This window comes from Membranihabitans marinus, assembly GCF_019802045.1.
Classification (GTDB): Bacteria; Bacteroidota; Bacteroidia; order Chitinophagales; family Saprospiraceae; genus Membranihabitans; species Membranihabitans marinus_A.
The window spans coordinates 59,419-75,082 of the sequence record NZ_JAHVHU010000004.1; the positions used below are offsets into that span (position 1 = coordinate 59,419).

At 43.6% G+C, this 15,664-nt stretch carries 14 protein-coding genes; 7 read left to right on the forward strand and 7 right to left on the reverse strand.

From position 1 onward, the window contains the following. The first annotated feature begins 120 nt into the window (after positions 1-120). The gene (locus KUV50_RS03220) at positions 121-1,641 is read left to right on the forward strand and encodes a S8 family peptidase (RefSeq protein ID WP_222578654.1); all 1,521 of its coding nucleotides are present in this window, start codon (positions 121-123) and stop codon (positions 1,639-1,641) included. Positions 1,642-1,852: 211 nt separating this feature from the next. On the opposite strand, the gene KUV50_RS03225 is transcribed toward KUV50_RS03220, so the two are convergent. Then, positions 1,853-2,446 carry a shikimate kinase gene (locus tag KUV50_RS03225; RefSeq protein ID WP_222578655.1) on the reverse strand — a complete coding sequence of 198 codons (594 nt, stop codon included), beginning with the start codon at positions 2,444-2,446 and terminating at the stop codon, positions 1,853-1,855. 91 nt (positions 2,447-2,537) lie between these two features. Here KUV50_RS03225 and KUV50_RS03230 point away from each other — a divergent pair, with 91 nt between their 5' ends. After that, positions 2,538-2,993 (forward strand): DUF1573 domain-containing protein, encoded by a 456-nt coding sequence (locus KUV50_RS03230; RefSeq protein ID WP_222578656.1) that lies wholly within the window; start codon positions 2,538-2,540, stop codon positions 2,991-2,993. Between the two features lie 16 nt (positions 2,994-3,009). Further along, entirely contained in the window at positions 3,010-3,324 is a 315-nt protein-coding gene (yajC, locus tag KUV50_RS03235) for a preprotein translocase subunit YajC (protein ID WP_222578657.1), read from the forward strand. 646 nt (positions 3,325-3,970) lie between these two features. On the opposite strand, the gene KUV50_RS03240 is transcribed toward yajC, so the two are convergent. From KUV50_RS03240 to dnaK, 3 genes are all read right to left on the reverse strand, one after another. After that, positions 3,971-4,498: a TrmH family RNA methyltransferase gene (locus tag KUV50_RS03240; protein WP_222578658.1), complete on the reverse strand. Its 528-nt coding sequence runs from the start codon at positions 4,496-4,498 to the stop codon at positions 3,971-3,973. Beyond that, positions 4,476-6,140, reverse strand: coding sequence for a CTP synthase (locus KUV50_RS03245; protein ID WP_222578659.1), 1,665 nt, complete (start codon positions 6,138-6,140; stop codon positions 4,476-4,478). The genes KUV50_RS03240 and KUV50_RS03245 overlap by 23 nt, the downstream gene beginning before the upstream one ends. A 276-nt stretch (positions 6,141-6,416) precedes the next feature. Next, entirely contained in the window at positions 6,417-8,339 is a 1,923-nt protein-coding gene (dnaK, locus tag KUV50_RS03250; RefSeq protein ID WP_222578660.1) for a molecular chaperone DnaK, read from the reverse strand. Positions 8,340-8,723: 384 nt separating this feature from the next. Between dnaK and KUV50_RS03255 the strand changes: the two genes are divergently transcribed. Together KUV50_RS03255 and KUV50_RS03260 are read left to right on the forward strand one after the other, a co-directional pair. Beyond that, a complete protein-coding gene (locus tag KUV50_RS03255) occupies positions 8,724-9,278 on the forward strand; it encodes a hypothetical protein (RefSeq protein ID WP_222578661.1) in 555 nt (184 codons plus the stop codon). Between the two features lie 60 nt (positions 9,279-9,338). Further along, positions 9,339-10,376, forward strand: a complete 1,038-nt coding sequence (locus tag KUV50_RS03260) for a PspA/IM30 family protein (protein WP_222578662.1) — start codon at positions 9,339-9,341, stop codon at positions 10,374-10,376. Between the two features lie 326 nt (positions 10,377-10,702). On the opposite strand, the gene trmD is transcribed toward KUV50_RS03260, so the two are convergent. Continuing rightward, entirely contained in the window at positions 10,703-11,374 is a 672-nt protein-coding gene (gene trmD, locus KUV50_RS03265; protein ID WP_222578663.1) for a tRNA (guanosine(37)-N1)-methyltransferase TrmD, read from the reverse strand. Beyond that, on the reverse strand, positions 11,371-12,762 hold the full coding sequence (locus KUV50_RS03270) for a dipeptidase (protein WP_222578664.1): 1,392 nt from the start codon (positions 12,760-12,762) through the stop codon (positions 11,371-11,373). The genes trmD and KUV50_RS03270 overlap by 4 nt, the downstream gene beginning before the upstream one ends. 92 nt (positions 12,763-12,854) lie before the next feature. Here KUV50_RS03270 and KUV50_RS03275 point away from each other — a divergent pair, with 92 nt between their 5' ends. After that, on the forward strand, positions 12,855-13,640 hold the full coding sequence (locus KUV50_RS03275) for a hypothetical protein (protein ID WP_222578665.1): 786 nt from the start codon (positions 12,855-12,857) through the stop codon (positions 13,638-13,640). 120 nt (positions 13,641-13,760) lie between these two features. On the opposite strand, the gene KUV50_RS03280 is transcribed toward KUV50_RS03275, so the two are convergent. After that, the gene (locus KUV50_RS03280) at positions 13,761-14,435 is read right to left on the reverse strand and encodes a cell division ATP-binding protein FtsE (RefSeq protein WP_222578666.1); all 675 of its coding nucleotides are present in this window, start codon (positions 14,433-14,435) and stop codon (positions 13,761-13,763) included. Positions 14,436-14,962: 527 nt separating this feature from the next. On the opposite strand from KUV50_RS03280, the gene KUV50_RS03285 reads away from it, so the two are divergent. Further along, entirely contained in the window at positions 14,963-15,652 is a 690-nt protein-coding gene (locus KUV50_RS03285; RefSeq protein WP_222578667.1) for an orotidine 5'-phosphate decarboxylase / HUMPS family protein, read from the forward strand. Positions 15,653-15,664 lie beyond the last annotated feature (12 nt).

Below are 15,664 nucleotides of genomic sequence, written 5' to 3' on the forward strand. Positions count from 1 at the left end.
AAGGTTGCAAAAATAAGATAAATCGGCAGAATATCAGAGTTCGTCGAATAATTCCAAAAATTCACACCAGAAATTGAATCTATTATTATATTCATTGTTGATCTCACAAAAACAGCATCAATGGAAGTACTCCATGAACTTAACGGTATAACATATATTCTCGCGGTTGGTTTTATGGGATTGTGGTTTTTATTTTCTTCCCGTCAAACCTGGAATGTTATTATGGGCGTGGGCTTTTTTATTTGTCTGTTCGCTAATTTTGCAATAACGATGGGGGCTTCGCTGGGACCGGTAAAGTACTTTGTCTTCTCCAAGAATCTTTTACTTATTGCCTTTTTCAGTTTCATTTTTCGATGGCTACGTAGCAATAAAATTGGATTAGTGCTTGCTATTGTTGCAAGTATAGCACTTAGTATGTTGTTGTTCAAAATGAAGATAGAAAACCGTGTGGTTCCCAGCAATCTACAGCATCCCATAGAACTTGGTGAATTGCTGATCAAAACTTCGCCTGACCATATTGATATGATCAGAGTAGAGCTAAGCGCCTATTCCGCACGGATCGAAAAAGCATTTTATCCGGAAATGGAAGGAACTGCACTTGATAAATTTTATGTTATCGATATACCTGATGATCAATCGGATAAAAAAAGAGAACTGCTGGCTGTCCTTCACCGTCATCAACTTATTACATACGGTGAATACAATGATGTAGTTCAGATTCAGCCCAGACCAGGTCTTGTGGTTGATGAAATTCCCACTTCGATTTTCGTGAATGATCCCTTGTCCTCCGGTCAGTGGGCCTTTGAAAAGTTGAATTTTAACCGCTGGTATAAACTATTGATGGATCATCGGGATCAAGTAAAACAAACGGTGCAAGTTGCTGTACTGGATACGGGAATCGACGGTTCTCATGAAGATTTAAACCGGATGGTTGACCCGGTCTATCAGGATATGAAAGACCCCGTGGGGCATGGAACCCATTGTGCGGGAATTATAGCGGCAGAAACCAATAACCAGAAAGGTATTTCTTCGATGGCTTTTTATAATGACATCATTCGGATTATGCCTGTGAAGGTCCTGAATCGGATGGGATTTGGCACCCAGGTACAGATTATTAGAGGCATGATCCGAGCCGTTGATCAAGGCGCCGGTGTGCTTTCGATGTCACTGGGCGGAATCAGTGATGAACCGAAGCAAAAAGCCTATCTGACCGCTGTTCAATACGCGAACGATCACAACGTCGTGGTAGTGACCAGTGCCGGAAACAGCAGTCGAAGTGCTCAGGATTTCTCTCCGGCTAACGTACCCGGGGTTATCTGTGTCACAGCATTGGATGATAAGAACCGGCTCGCTTATTTTTCAAATTACCTGGTGGATATAGAATGGGGCATTGCTGCACCCGGAGCTGATATACTCAGTACCTTTCCCGGCGATCAGTATAAGTCGATGTCGGGGACGTCCATGGCCGCCCCCTTCGTCAGCAGCGTAGTGGGCGTGATCAAGGCATTCGCTCCTGCTCTCACTTCCTCTGAAATTTATAAATTATTGCATGAGACCAGTCAGCCCACCTTGGACGTTGCTAAGTCAGGTGGACTGGTTCAACCTGCTGCGGCACTCAAGGCAGTATTGACATCATTTTAAAACTTACAAATCAATCCAGAAGACTTGGGTTACCATAGACTATAACGTATCCTGGTCTGGTAACAGGCACACTTGTTAAAGCGATGAAAATAACTGCATATTACGTTATTTAATACCACTCAAGTTTACGATTCTTTTTCCTGAACCCCAAATGTAAGGTAAATCAATTTCAGTATGCTTCTTTCAGATACACCTCTGGAAGAAGGAACCATTACTCTGAATTGTCTCGACTTTGATTTCTGATCCATTCCGATTCTATAATATCTTTCAGAAATTCTATATTATCTGCTTTATCGTCATAGATCATGTTGACTTGAATTATAGCTTTTGAATAAAATGGCAGCCGTTCCTTGAGTTTCTTCTCCACATAGGTTCGTATCTCATCAGCGGTCTTATCTTTGATAAGCGGGCGATCTTGCTTCTTTTGTTCCAACCGGGCACTCAGTCGCTTTGCTGAGGGATTAATAAAAATGGTGGTACCGGCCTGATTCATCACTTCCATATTGTCAAAGTGACAGGGGGCACCTCCTCCCGTACTAATCAACACCGGTTTTTCTGGAATCTGATATTGATCAATAATATCATGCAAGACTTGTCGCTCTATTGCCCGAAAGGCCTCCTCCCCTTTCCGGGTGAATATCTCATTAATTGACATACCGGCTGATTGCTCGATCAGGTCATCCATTTCTACGGTGATCACATCCATCCGTTCGCTTACTCCATGACTCAGCAGGCTTTTACCCGATCCCATAAAGCCGATGAGGAAGAATATATTTGAGGTTGAGGTTAAGGTTGAGGGGGGCATAATTCAGATAATGATTTTAATTTATTTGTCGACAGAAAATCTTTGCTAAACATACAAAATGTTAGGATATTTGCAAGCAAAATACACCACCATGCGGTTATTCATTTCATTACTTGTTATCTCATTGTTCCTGTTATCATGTAATGAGGACAATTCCTCCGAAAAAACGGATGATACAATCTCATCCATCGTGAACATACCCGTAGGCGCTGATCAAATCATTGACACTAGTGTGGCTGCGCGGTTAACCTTTGAAAACGCTTTGGTCGATTGGGATACGATACGCAGCGGCGAATCATTTACTCACGTATTTGAATATACCAATACAGGAAAACGCCCGGCCATTATCTCCGATGTGAAAACATCCTGCGGTTGTACCGCTCCGACCTATACCAAGGATCCCATACCTCCGGGTGGGAAAGGCCGCATCGAAGTGAGCTTCAACTCAAGCGGACGCCACGGGTACCAAAAAAAATCAATAAATGTGATCGGAAATACCTACCCTCCAAGAACCTTATTATATTTGCAGGGTTTTGTTAGTAACTAATTAAAAAACATACAATATGATCATTCTTCAAACTGATTCAAACCCGTTTATATCTATGCTCCCGCTACTGGGTATGGTCGTCGTATTTTACTTCTTATTCATGCGACCCCAACAAAAAAAGGCAAAGGCACAGCGGGAATTCAACACGAAGTTGGATAAGGGCAGTGTGGTTGTCACCGGTTCAGGTATTATTGGACGGATCAGTAAAATAGAAGATGAAGTCGTCACCCTTCAGCTCGCTGATAAAACCTTTATTAAAGTCCTTCGGAGCTCTGTTTCAAAAGAAATGACAGAAGTACTTGAAAAATCTGAGCACGGATTGAGTTTGTAATCAATAATTCTCCTTCGATGAAATAGTCGAATGGTGAAAGTCTAAAAACCAGCTTTTCCACCATCCGATCAGCGTGTCAAGTATACCAGTGTCTAAAGACGATACTGTAAATCGTGATGAAATAACCAAGTTTTCTCGTGCACCTAATCCGCATAAGTCACACGTCATCCAAAAGTGGGCCATGTAATAGGCCTAATTTTAGAAGTTAAGCAGTTGATTGTACTGGATATTATGCATCACAAACGAATGACCTGCACGACGAGATTATTAAGGGCTGACGCCCGATTGGGCTGGACAAAGGTTTCCCCGGGCTAATCACTTACTTGTTGGGGACGGAGCAAAACAATCTAACCAAGTACCCGGCGTGGTTCGCTCTGGTGCGCGGAATCATAAGTAATGTATGCTATGGAAGAGATTATTTTTTGACAGATCAAAGAAGCAAAACTGCGCATAGCCATAGCTACGTAAGGATTTTGATGATGAAGATATGTCAATAAAAGAAGCCTTCAATAGTGTATGGTATTTATGAGTTCGTGCACTAGTCATCTTAGATGATGGAAACATTGGAAGATTTTACAGATTCTTAGCAAAGTATTTTTAGAGCACAACTTCTGTTGAATTAAATTCATTCGGTCGCAGCTATCATCTATCGAATCAACGACCGGATGACTTCCCAGAGCACGATTCCGCCACATACAGATACATTGAGCGAATGCTTGGTACCAAACTGAGGTACTTCCCAGACTTCATCCAACAAAGGAAGGATTCCTTCCGTGAGCCCATTGACTTCATTTCCAAATACCAGGGCAATGGGGGTTTGGAGATGTGTTACTTGATGCAATAAGATGGATTGATCCGTCTGTTCGATACCAATGCAATAGCATCCTGCTTTTTTCAACTGATGAATAGAGTCATGAACATCCGGCGTATGCGTCCAATTCACTGTTTTGGTGGAACCGATGGCTGTCTTAAATATTTCTGCGTGAGGTGGCTTAGGTGTATATCCACAAAGATGGATGTGTTCCAAGGCAAACGCATCAGCTGTTCTAAAGAAACTGCCCACATTGACACCCGATCGGATATTGTCGAGAACAATATGGACCGGGTACTTTTCGAGCTCTTTAAATTCTTTTAGATTGAGTCGATTTAACTCATCCAGTTTTAGTTTTCGCATCTTTTACCGGGTTGGTTTGATCCTGTGACGATTGGCCGTTCCTATTCTTGTGCTTCAAGGCCGCCTGGATGAAAGAAGAAAATAAAGGATGGGGGTTTTCTACCCGACTCTTGAGTTCTGGATGAAATTGTACTCCGATAAACCAGGGGTGGTCTTCAAGCTCAAGAATTTCAATAAGATTACGTTCTTGGTTAATGCCCGAGGGAACAAATCCATTTTCCTGGAAGGCGTTTAAGTAGTCATTGTTAAATTCGAATCGATGGCGGTGCCGTTCATGAATAATGGTCTGATCATAAGCCTGATGGGCTTTGCTAGAGGATTCAAGATGACATTCCCAGGCGCCCAGTCGCATGGTGCCGCCCATATTCTCCACATCTACCTGATCGGGCATCAAATGAATGACGGGCGCTGTGGTATCTGAGTCAAACTCTTCAGAGTTGGCATTGGGTAACTGGAGTACATTGCGGGCAAATTCTATGGCTGCGCATTGCATTCCAAGACAAATGCCAAAGAAAGGTATTTTGTTTGTTCTGGCATATTGGATGGCATTTAATTTTCCTTCAACACCTCGCTTCCCAAATCCGGGGGCAACCAAAATTCCATCCAGGGATGCCAGGTGTTTTTCGAAATCTGGTTCTTCCAAATCTTCGGAATGTAAACTCACCACATTCACCAGGGTCTCATTTTCAGCACCAGCATGAACGAAAGATTCGTATATTGATTTATAAGCGTCCTGGAGTTCGATGTACTTTCCGATCAGGCCGATTCGAACTTCATGCAATGGATTTTTCAGTTTGCCTAAGAAATTCTTCCAGGCGACCAGGTTGGGCGCTGTGGAATCATCCAGCCCCAGTTTTTCCATAACTCTGTAATCCAGTTTTTCTTTGAGCATCATCAACGGTACATCATAAATCGTATTTGCATCGATCGATTCGATGACCGAATTTTTATTTACATTGCAGAATAATGCCAGTTTTTCCCGGATATCTTCGGACAACGTGTGTTCGGTCCGACAGACCAAAATATCAGGTTGGATACCGTATGTTAAAAGCTCTTTGACCGAATGTTGCGTGGGTTTGGTCTTAAGTTCACCTGCTGCACGCAGGTATGGGATTAGAGTCAGATGGATGACGATTCCATTTTTGGGGCCCAATTCGTTGCGCATTTGCCGGACTGCTTCGATGTAGGGCAGTGATTCAATGTCGCCGACGGTACCTCCAATTTCAGAAATGATTACATCATAATTATCTTCTTCAAAGCCCTTTACATACTGCTTGATTTCATCGGTGATGTGGGGTATAACCTGGACGGTCTTACCCAGGTAGGCTCCTGCCCGTTCTTTATTGATGACATTGGAATAAATCCGCCCTGTGGTGACATTGTTAGCTTGTGAAGTCGGTCTGTTCAGAAATCGTTCGTAGTGGCCCAAATCGAGGTCGGTCTCCGCGCCATCATCGGTTACATAACATTCCCCGTGTTCATAGGGATTGAGAGTGCCAGGGTCTACGTTGATGTATGGATCGAGTTTTTGAATGGTTACTCTGAAACCTCTTGCTTGAAGAAGCTTAGCCAGTGATGCCGAAATAATCCCTTTACCCAGAGAAGAAGTGACGCCACCCGTAACGAATATATACTTAATCATGGTCTCTCTAATTGATGGTTTCGTGATGTTGTTACGGGGTGCAAAGTTAACTAAATATAATATTCAGGTGTGGTTTTCAGAGAAGATATTTGTAGATAGCAGATCAATTTAGCGATTGATCTACATTAGAGAAACGTTGTACACTGTGGACCACCCGGCTGCATATATCGGATAGAGTACTTCTTGGGTTTTTCCAATGCATTATATTTTACACAAAAAAAGGTGTTAATCCGAATCGGATTAACACCTTTTGTAACTATAAAAATTTGACGAAGGTTATTTGTTTTCGTCCACTTCCTCGAACTCTACGTCCGTCACATCGTCTGCACCGGCATCTGAATCATCTTGACCAGCGCCACCGCCGGCAGCATCAGCTCCTGCACCTGCATCAGCACCGCCATTGGCCTGATAGATGTCCTGACTGGCTGCTGTCCAGGCTGCGGTCAGTTTTTGACTAACTGCATCTATTTTGTCCAGATCTTCTGCTTTGTGCGCTTCTTTGAGTTCTTCCAAAGAACTTTCGATCTCTGCTTTTTTATCCGCAGGAATTTTGTCGCCGTATTCACTCAATTGCTTTTCGGTACTAAAAATCGTCGCATCAGCTGCATTTAATTTGTCCACTTTCTCTTTCAGCTTCTGATCTTCTTCCGCATTCGCCTGAGCTTCCTGCTTCATGCGTTCGATTTCTTCTTCTGAAAGACCGGTAGAGGCTTCGATACGTATTTTTTGCTCTTTTCCAGTGCCTTTATCTTTTGCATGGACATTCAGTATACCGTTGGCATCCATATCAAAGGTCACTTCAATCTGAGGCGTTCCCCGTGGTGCTGGTGGTATTCCGTCCAGAATAAACCGACCTACAGTTCGGTTATCTTTGGCCATGGGTCGCTCACCCTGAAGAATATGGATTTCTACAGAGGGCTGATTATCTGCTGCTGTAGAATATGTTTTTGACTTTTTGGTGGGAATGGTCGAGTTGGCTTCGATAACTACATCGTATACGCCGCCCATCGTCTCGATTCCCATAGACAATGGAGTCACATCAAGAAGCAAAACATCCTGGACATCACCACTAAGCACTCCGCCCTGAATAGCAGCACCGATGGCCACCACCTCATCCGGGTTTACGCTTTTGTTCAGTTTTTGTCCGAAAAAGTCTTTCACAACTTCCTGAACTTTTGGAATTCGTGTTGAACCACCAACCAGGATAACTTCATCGATATCGTTCTTACTCATTCCGGCATCTTTCAATGCTTTCTCACAAGGTACGATCGTTCGTTGAATCAGATCATCCGCCAATTGTTCGAATTTGGCTCGTGTTATTTTTAATACCAGGTGTTTAGGAACACCGTCTTTGGCTGTGATGTATGGAAGATTGACTTCCGTTTCGGATGAAGAAGACAATTCGATTTTGGCTTTTTCGGCGGCATCTTTCAATCGTTGCAGCGCCATGGGATCTTTACGCAGATCCATGCCTTCCTGGTCCAGAAATTCTTCAGCCATGTGATTGATCAGCACACGATCAAAGTCATCACCACCCAACATGGTATCTCCATTGGTAGATTTTACTTCAAATACACCGTCCCCCAGCTCTAAAATGGAGATGTCAAAAGTACCTCCACCCAGGTCAAATACAGCAATCGTCTGATCCTTGTGACTCTTGTCCAATCCATAAGCTAAAGCTGCTGCGGTCGGTTCGTTGATAATCCGCTTGATCTCCAGACCTGCGATCTCCCCTGCTTCTTTGGTTGCTTGTCGTTGCGAATCGTTGAAATAAGCAGGAACGGTTACTACAGCTTCTGTAACATCCTGTCCCAAATATTCAGAAGCAACCTTCTTCATCTTTTGAAGGATCATTGCTGAAATTTCCTGCGGTGTAAAGTGCCGATCATCAATCTTGACACGCACTGTATCGTTGTCCCCTTTTACTACTTCATAGGACATTTTCTCAATTTCATCTAAGTGCGCCGAATGTCGTGCACCCATAAATCGTTTGATGGAATTAATGGTTTTGTGTGGATTCGTTATTGCCTGACGTTTGGCCGGATCACCTACTTTTCGCTCTCCGTTGTCCAGAAAAGCCACCACTGAGGGGGTTGTTCTTTTACCTTCGTCATTTGGAATAACCACCGGTTCATTACCTTCCATTACGGATACTACGGAGTTCGTGGTACCCAAATCTATTCCGATAATTTTTCCCATATCAAGTTAAATTTTAGTTTACATTTTACATTAGAAAATCAGTCTATACATTGCAAGTAAAATGCCATTACCCTGAATTCGTCCAATTTGGCATAATACGGGACGCAACATCTCTTTTACTGTCACCTTTTAGCCCAATACATGACAAAACGTCATTAGATTGGGGTCCAAGCGCACCAGGATCGACTGAAGGATTGCCGTGGACGTCAGGAATAGCAATTGTATTATTCCGATGTTTTTGGAGCATTTTAAGCGGATTCAGTATGCTGATTCATGGATTTCAGTACTACTCTCGACGATGAAATTTGCGATTTTATATAATAAAGTTATTCATTACTTTTACCAACCGATTTCAATCTTATCTTTGAAATAAATATATAAGGTATGAATATTAGCTTAAAGGAAATATTTGATGATGCGAATGAATTGGATAAAAAGTCGCTGGACTTCTTATTGAAGGCCATCGCTAAAAATAATCAAACCGGGTTTGACTACCTGGAATTCAAACAAGCGCTCATCCGACTAAATAAAATGGGTGTGGATGAGGATACCGCCATAAAAAGTGCTTTTGCCACAGCATCCACGGTGGGACTGACCAAAGAGAAGTTGCTTGAAAGTGCAGGGTATTATCTCAACATCCTCAAGGATGAATTCAAACAATTCAACACCGCCCTGGAAAAGCAAATGGAATCCAAAGTCCACTCTCGGGAAAAACAGAAATCGAGTTTGGAATCTAAAATTACAGCACTGGATAAAAAAATCAAAAACCTCACAGAAGAACGAAAAGATTTGGAATCCAAACTTAGCAGTATTGATCAGCAAGCCGATGTCGCCCGCAAAAAAATAAAGGAGACCAGTGATCGATTTGAAAAGACCCTAAAAGCCATTACGGTGCGGATAGAAGGAGATGTAGATCAATTCGATTCCGAGCTGCCTTAATTTTCATCGTTCTATTTTGTATATTCATTGTTCTAATCGCTAACGCTTAAAATAGCCCATATGTCAGATCTGCAATCTTTTAAAACTGCCAAACCCAAATCTTTTTGGAAAAAACCGGAAGGCATGACAGGAGCCCTGTTTCTCGGAGGAATTCTACTGGGGGGTGGCTATCTGATCGCTACCAACATGGCCGCCATCGTTGCATTGATGTCCAATGTTCTTTACCTTTCCTTGATTCTTATAGCACTTGCAGTGATCCTGTATATGGTGCTGGATCCCCGGATGCGCAACCTGGTCTGGTATATGTATAAGAGCGTCATGCGATGGGTGACCAGCCTGTTCGTACAGATTGATCCTATTGGTATCTTGAAAAGCTATGTTCAGGATCTGGAAGACAATCTAAAAAAACTCAGCAAACAAATCGGATCCTTGCGGGGGCAAATGCGACGTATGAAAACGCTGATGTCAGACAACGATAAGGAGATCGAAAACAGCATGTTGATGGCCAAGAAGGCCAGAGAGATGAACAACGAAAATCAAATGTTGCTTTCTTCCCGTAAAGCAGCCCGATTAAAAGAGAGTAATCAGAAGTACCACGCCCTCCACAAGAAAATGTCTGTACTTTATCGCGTGCTCTCCAAAATGTACAGCAATTCCGAAGTTCTGCTGGAAGACACCAAAGATCAGGTGAAGCTCAAAGAACAGGAACGAAAAGCAATTCGGACCAGTTACAGCGCCATGAAAAATGCGATGGATATTATCTCCGGTTCTGGAAGTAAGCGGGAGATGTTTGATGCAGCTCTTGAAAATATCGCCGATGATCTGGCGAACAAGGTCGGCGAGATGGAACACTTCATGGAAATGTCCTCATCGGTGATGGACAGTGTGGACCTTCAGAATGGGGTCTTTGAAGAACAAGGACTTAAGATGCTCGAAGAATGGGAGAAGAACAGCACGATTATGTTGCTCGGCGAGGGGACGCCGTCCATGGAAGAAGATTTCCTGGATCTGGATGACCGGCCAACTGATCCAATCCGGGTACAGCGAGGGAAAAAGTCGGAGGATGGAGAAGAATCATATGAGGGATTGTTTGAGTAGATAAAGATTCAACAGATTTCCTAGGCGAGGCGCGTGTTTTGCGCCGTCACCAACTGGTTTTTCTCACATTAACGCTACCCTGCCCAGCGTTCTCTGATCCCAGGACCATTCTGGTGTCAGACACTTGCCGTGCAGACCTTCGGGCTGGGATAGTGTCTGGCACCTTGTGTAATAAGAAGATTAACTAAATATCCCTTGTACCTTAGCCCGCAAAAGTCAAACGTTACCCAAAATTGGGCTATGTAAAATGCCCAATTTCGGGGTTTATACAATTGATACACTGCGTATTATGTGTTATAATAGATTGACGTGATGAATAAAGCGGGTTAGAGTAAGTCCGGCCGCTTTCTCCTGGTTATCTCCCAGGCTTTTTCTTCACGCCATTCCCGGATACGGGCATCGTGTCCAGAAAGGAGTACCTCGGGGACATGCATGCCGCGAAACTGAGCAGGCCGGGTATACACCGGAGGTGCCAGCAGGTTGTCCTGAAAAGAATCCTCCAGGGCACTGCATTCATCGTTTAATACGCCGGGTAATAGTCGGCCAATTGCATCCACTACCACGGCAGCAGCTAACTCTCCCCCACTCAATACATAATCTCCGATGGATATTTCCCGGGTAATGAGTTGGTCTCTGACCCGCTGATCCACCCCTTTATAATGGCCGCAGAGAATGATCAGGTTTTTCTGTAAAGAAAGTTGATTAGCAGTTTTTTGATCGAAAACAGTCCCATCAGGCGTCATATATATGACTTCGTCATAGGTGCGTTCCTTTTGTAATTCTTCGATACATTCAAATATGGGTTCCACCTTCATGACCATGCCAGCCCCGCCACCATACGGGTAATCATCAATCTGCCGGTAATTGCCGATGCCATATTTGCGGAGGTCATGCGTGTGGATCTCGAGCAGCCCTTTATCCTGCGCTCGCTTCATCATACTGTGATGTAGCGTGGAATCCAGCAGTTCCGGTACAGCAGCTATAATATCTATTCTCATGAACCTTGTTTGTCTTTACCGTATTGGATCAAAAATTCTGCAATGGTTTCGATCCCGGTGTAAAAATTGAACAAGCCAAAGTGCTCGTTCGGAGAATGAATCGCATCGGAATCCAGACCAAAACCCATCAAAATGGAATCCAACCCCAAAACCTCCTTGAACATGGCCACAATCGGAATACTGCCGCCGCCACGTAAAGGTATGGGCTCCTTACCGAAAGCTTTAGTCATCGCTTTACTGGCAGCGTGGTAGGCCACTGAATCAATGGGCGTTACCGCCGGCCGTCCCCCGTGGTGGGGGTTGACTTCCACCGTCACTGTATCCGGTGCTATGGACTTGAAATAGTCCACAAATAACTCGGTAATCTGATCGGGATCTTGGTTTGGAACCAGACGCATGGAGATCTTTGCCTGTGCTTCGGATGGTAAGACGGTTTTTGCGCCCTCACCGATGTATCCTCCCCATATTCCATTTACATCGAGCGTAGGACGTATGGAGGTTCGTTCCAGGGTGGTGTAACCTTCTTCACCCCATATTTCTTGGACACCAATGCCCTCTTTATATTTCTCAAGATCAAAAGGTGCTTTATTCATGGCTTCGCGTTCCTCGTTGGATACTACTTCGACATCATCGTAAAATCCAGGGATGGTTATTCGTCCTTGATCATCATGCATTTGAGCGATCATTTGAGCCAGAACATTGATGGGATTGGCTACCCCACCGCCATATACTCCACTGTGAAGATCTACTTTCGGTCCGGTTACTTTCACTTCAACATAGCTCAATCCCCGTAATCCTGTTGTGATCGTCGGGGTATCATTGGATAGGATGGCTGTGTCTGAGATCAGAATCACATCAGCGGTTAACAAATCTGTGTGTTCGATGCAAAATTTTTCCAGATTTTCGGATCCGACCTCTTCTTCTCCTTCATACAGGAATTTAAGATTGCAGTGTAACAAGTCGCTGTTTATCAATGCTTCAACTGCTTTTACCTGCATAAATAGTTGACCTTTGTCATCGCAGGCACCCCGTGCAAAAACAGCTCCGTCCGGATGTATGTCGGTCTTTTTGACGACGGGATTAAAAGGTTCTGTTTCCCACAGATCAAGCGGGTCAGGGGGTTGCACATCATAATGGCCATAAAACAATACGGTCGGGTATTCATCCCCCACGTGATATTCTCCATAGACGATGGGGTGTCCTGGGGTCTCATATATCTTTGTATCTACCTCCAATTCATTCAACCTCCCCGTCAACCACTCAGCAGCTCTGCGTACTTCTTTTTTATACTTTTGATCTGCTGAAACAGATGGTATTCTCAGAAATTCTTTGAGTTGATTAAGTGATTCAGACTTTTGATTTGCAAGAAATTCATGTAATGTTGCCATGGTATAATGTTTATCTTTAATTTTGAATTTATAAAGATACGTTGGATCAGAAGATCTTTCGCATCCGGCTAATGTAAGATTATTTGAATAATATGAAAAATATAAAGACTCCACTCTTCTGTAAGTCTCTGTTATTCCTCGCAGGGATGCTCTACTTTGGTACGACAGCGAAGGGGGTACCAATATTGTTGTCTGATCATGAACTGCCGTCCGGGGGTGTATTTTCCAATTTTGAATGTATAAACGATTCTGATGTTGGAATACTAGCGGGGAACGATACTTTTCCGCTGTTCGCTTTTTTTTCGAAAAATAAAAAAGCTGGAATCCAGCTGGAAGAACAAAATACCGACCTATTTCCGGACAGTAAACCGTACCTGACCGAATCGGATTGTCGGATTTTATTCGAGGGAATAGATCCGGGAACCGGAGAGCGGAAAAAAGAGCTGGAACCCCAATCTTTTATTGCGTATACAGCACCCAGTCTGAAACCTTACCTGCCTGGAAAGGATCTTCTGCAAGCCTCAGCTCAGTTTTTAAAATTTGGCGGTGGGTATATATATTTGGCTTTAAAATTTGAATGGCACGCGAAGAAGCCGATGGATGCTTTTGGTCGATTAAAGGCCCAGGGTGCTGTTCGATGCCATTTAACCAATGAAAAATCAGTGACGATTTACAACAGCAAAGAATCTACCTGGCAAAAATCGGGAGATTCAGAGTCGTTTGCTTTGCAAGCGTTGTTTTTACTTCATCCCAAACAAATAAAATTACTCAAAGAAAATCCTGTAATGGGGGTCACCGTTTATTGGGAAAGGGGGTATGAAGAATATCCTGTTTACCCGATCGCTTTGTTGATGAATCAGTTGAATTGTCTGGAATAGGCCGTCGTTGGAATACCTCAAGCCAGATCGCTCTGGCACTCTCCGTATCCTTTTGTTTAAAGTCAGCGGTCCACAACCGGTGGGCTCCGGTACTGCCATTAACAACACTCAATTACCAATTTACAATTCGACAATCTGACCTTTTTCACATTTTAATACGCGTGCATCATATTTCTTTTCAATGAGCGTGTAGTCGTGGGTGGCAAAAATAATAGAGGTATTGTGACTTTTTTGAAGATTGACGATTAATTGCAATATTTCCATCGAGGTATCCGGGTCCAGATTTCCGGTGGCTTCATCAGCAATGATGAGTTCCGGGCTATTGATGAGCGCTCGGGAGATGGCTAATCGCTGTTTTTCTCCGCCGGACAACTGATGTGGCATTTTGTGTGCCTGATATTTCATTCCAACTTCTTGCAGCGATTGGGCAATTTTTCGATCAATTTCATTCTTGTCTTTCCATCCGGTTGCTTTCAATACGAAAGCCAAATTGTCATAAACCGTCCGGTCATCCAGAAGCAAAAAATCCTGGAAGATCATTCCCAGCTTCCGACGCATAAATGGCAAATCTTTCCGTCGAATGGACTGAAGATCATAGCCGGCGACCTGGGCTTCTCCTTTTTGTAGCGGAAGTGCTCCGTAAATAGTTTTGAGTAAAGAAGATTTACCAGAACCGGTCTTTCCGATCAGAAATAAAAATTCTCCGGGATCAATCTGAAGATTTACCTTACTCAAGACCAAATAGTCTTTTTGGTAGATATCGGCATTCTTCATTTTGAGGGTGTAATGATCCATACGTGTTTTTTGGGCTTGCGTGTCTTCTTGTTTTTCCAAAACCTCCATAATAAAGTGACATGATTATATTATCAAAATTAATAATATTTAGTATAAATCCCGTATTTTTACATCAATTTTTAAAAAATAATCCGAAGTAGAGTGATTGAAAAATCGAGGGGGATCATCGACTTATCTACCAATTGCAGTGAGTGACTTTTCAGGTTTTGGGTTATGAAATGGCATCAACCCTCCCCTTTTTAATCTGTGGGTGGCAGGACATCAACGATTGGGACCATATAGCAAATGGGGATTATTTGGTGTGAAAGGAACCGTTTCCTCAATACCTATGCGGATCATGATTGTTGGCGCTATTTCATCGAATCTAATTATGGAATTCAAAACAACAAAATAATATTAACTATAGTCATAAAACCAATATTGATTGTGTCGCTAATCCTGCATATTTGTTCCGTGTTTGTAAATAAAACGGTGTTGCACACCGGTTAAAACACGGTTGTATTGTTTATAATCAAAAATCTATACTATTGAAACCCATTGTTCAAATTTCTCTCGACCTGACAAATATTGATGAAGCTCTGGAAACAGCCGCTATGGCCATGCGTGCCGGTGTTGATTGGCTGGAAGCCGGCACCCCATTGATTCTGGCAGAAGGTTTACACGGCGTACGCAAACTGCGGGAAGCATTCCCGGACACCCCGATTGTCGCAGATCTAAAAACCATGGACGGCGGCTACCTGGAGGCAGAAATGATGGCTAAAGCCGGAGCAACTCATGTCGTAGTCATGGCGCGTGCGCATGAAGAAACGATAAAATGTGTGGTTCAGGCTGGAAAAGACTTTGGGGCGGAGGTGATGGGAGATAATCTGGCGTGCCCCGATATGGTGGCTGGTGCACGAAGGCTGGAAGACCTGGGGTGTAGCTACGTAATTCATCACATCGGGTATGATGAACGCCGGGGAATCGCAGCCCAAGGACACCGGATGCCGAGCCCGCTGGATCAATTGCGTGAAGTCGTGGAAGCCGTATCTGTTCCCGTGCAGGCGGTCGGGGGATTGAGCCTGGAACAGGCTATACAATGTCCGGATTATGGAGCGCCTTTGGTTGTCCTGGGTGCGCCCTTGACCATTGACGCTGATGCTTTCAAGACAGCCGAAGGTGATCTGGAAGCCTCGTTGCGATTGATCTGTGAGAAAATTCACGGCAAAAATTCTTAATTATTGATTATT

Coding starts and splice junctions, on each gene's coding strand:
- dnaK (WP_222578660.1), bottom strand. CDS start 8,339: ATGGGAAAAATTATCGGAATAGATTTGGGTACCACGAACTCCGTAGTA.
- KUV50_RS03240 (WP_222578658.1), bottom strand. CDS start 4,498: ATGCGAAAACTAAAACTGGATGAGTTAAATCGACTCAATCTAAAAGAA.
- KUV50_RS03255 (WP_222578661.1), top strand. CDS start 8,724: ATGAATATTAGCTTAAAGGAAATATTTGATGATGCGAATGAATTGGAT.
- yajC (WP_222578657.1), top strand. CDS start 3,010: ATGATCATTCTTCAAACTGATTCAAACCCGTTTATATCTATGCTCCCG.
- trmD (WP_222578663.1), bottom strand. CDS start 11,374: ATGAGAATAGATATTATAGCTGCTGTACCGGAACTGCTGGATTCCACG.
- KUV50_RS03245 (WP_222578659.1), bottom strand. CDS start 6,140: ATGATTAAGTATATATTCGTTACGGGTGGCGTCACTTCTTCTCTGGGT.
- KUV50_RS03225 (WP_222578655.1), bottom strand. CDS start 2,446: ATGCCCCCCTCAACCTTAACCTCAACCTCAAATATATTCTTCCTCATC.
- KUV50_RS03260 (WP_222578662.1), top strand. CDS start 9,339: ATGTCAGATCTGCAATCTTTTAAAACTGCCAAACCCAAATCTTTTTGG.
- KUV50_RS03275 (WP_222578665.1), top strand. CDS start 12,855: ATGAAAAATATAAAGACTCCACTCTTCTGTAAGTCTCTGTTATTCCTC.
- KUV50_RS03270 (WP_222578664.1), bottom strand. CDS start 12,762: ATGGCAACATTACATGAATTTCTTGCAAATCAAAAGTCTGAATCACTT.
- KUV50_RS03230 (WP_222578656.1), top strand. CDS start 2,538: ATGCGGTTATTCATTTCATTACTTGTTATCTCATTGTTCCTGTTATCA.
- KUV50_RS03280 (WP_222578666.1), bottom strand. CDS start 14,435: ATGGATCATTACACCCTCAAAATGAAGAATGCCGATATCTACCAAAAA.
- KUV50_RS03220 (WP_222578654.1), top strand. CDS start 121: ATGGAAGTACTCCATGAACTTAACGGTATAACATATATTCTCGCGGTT.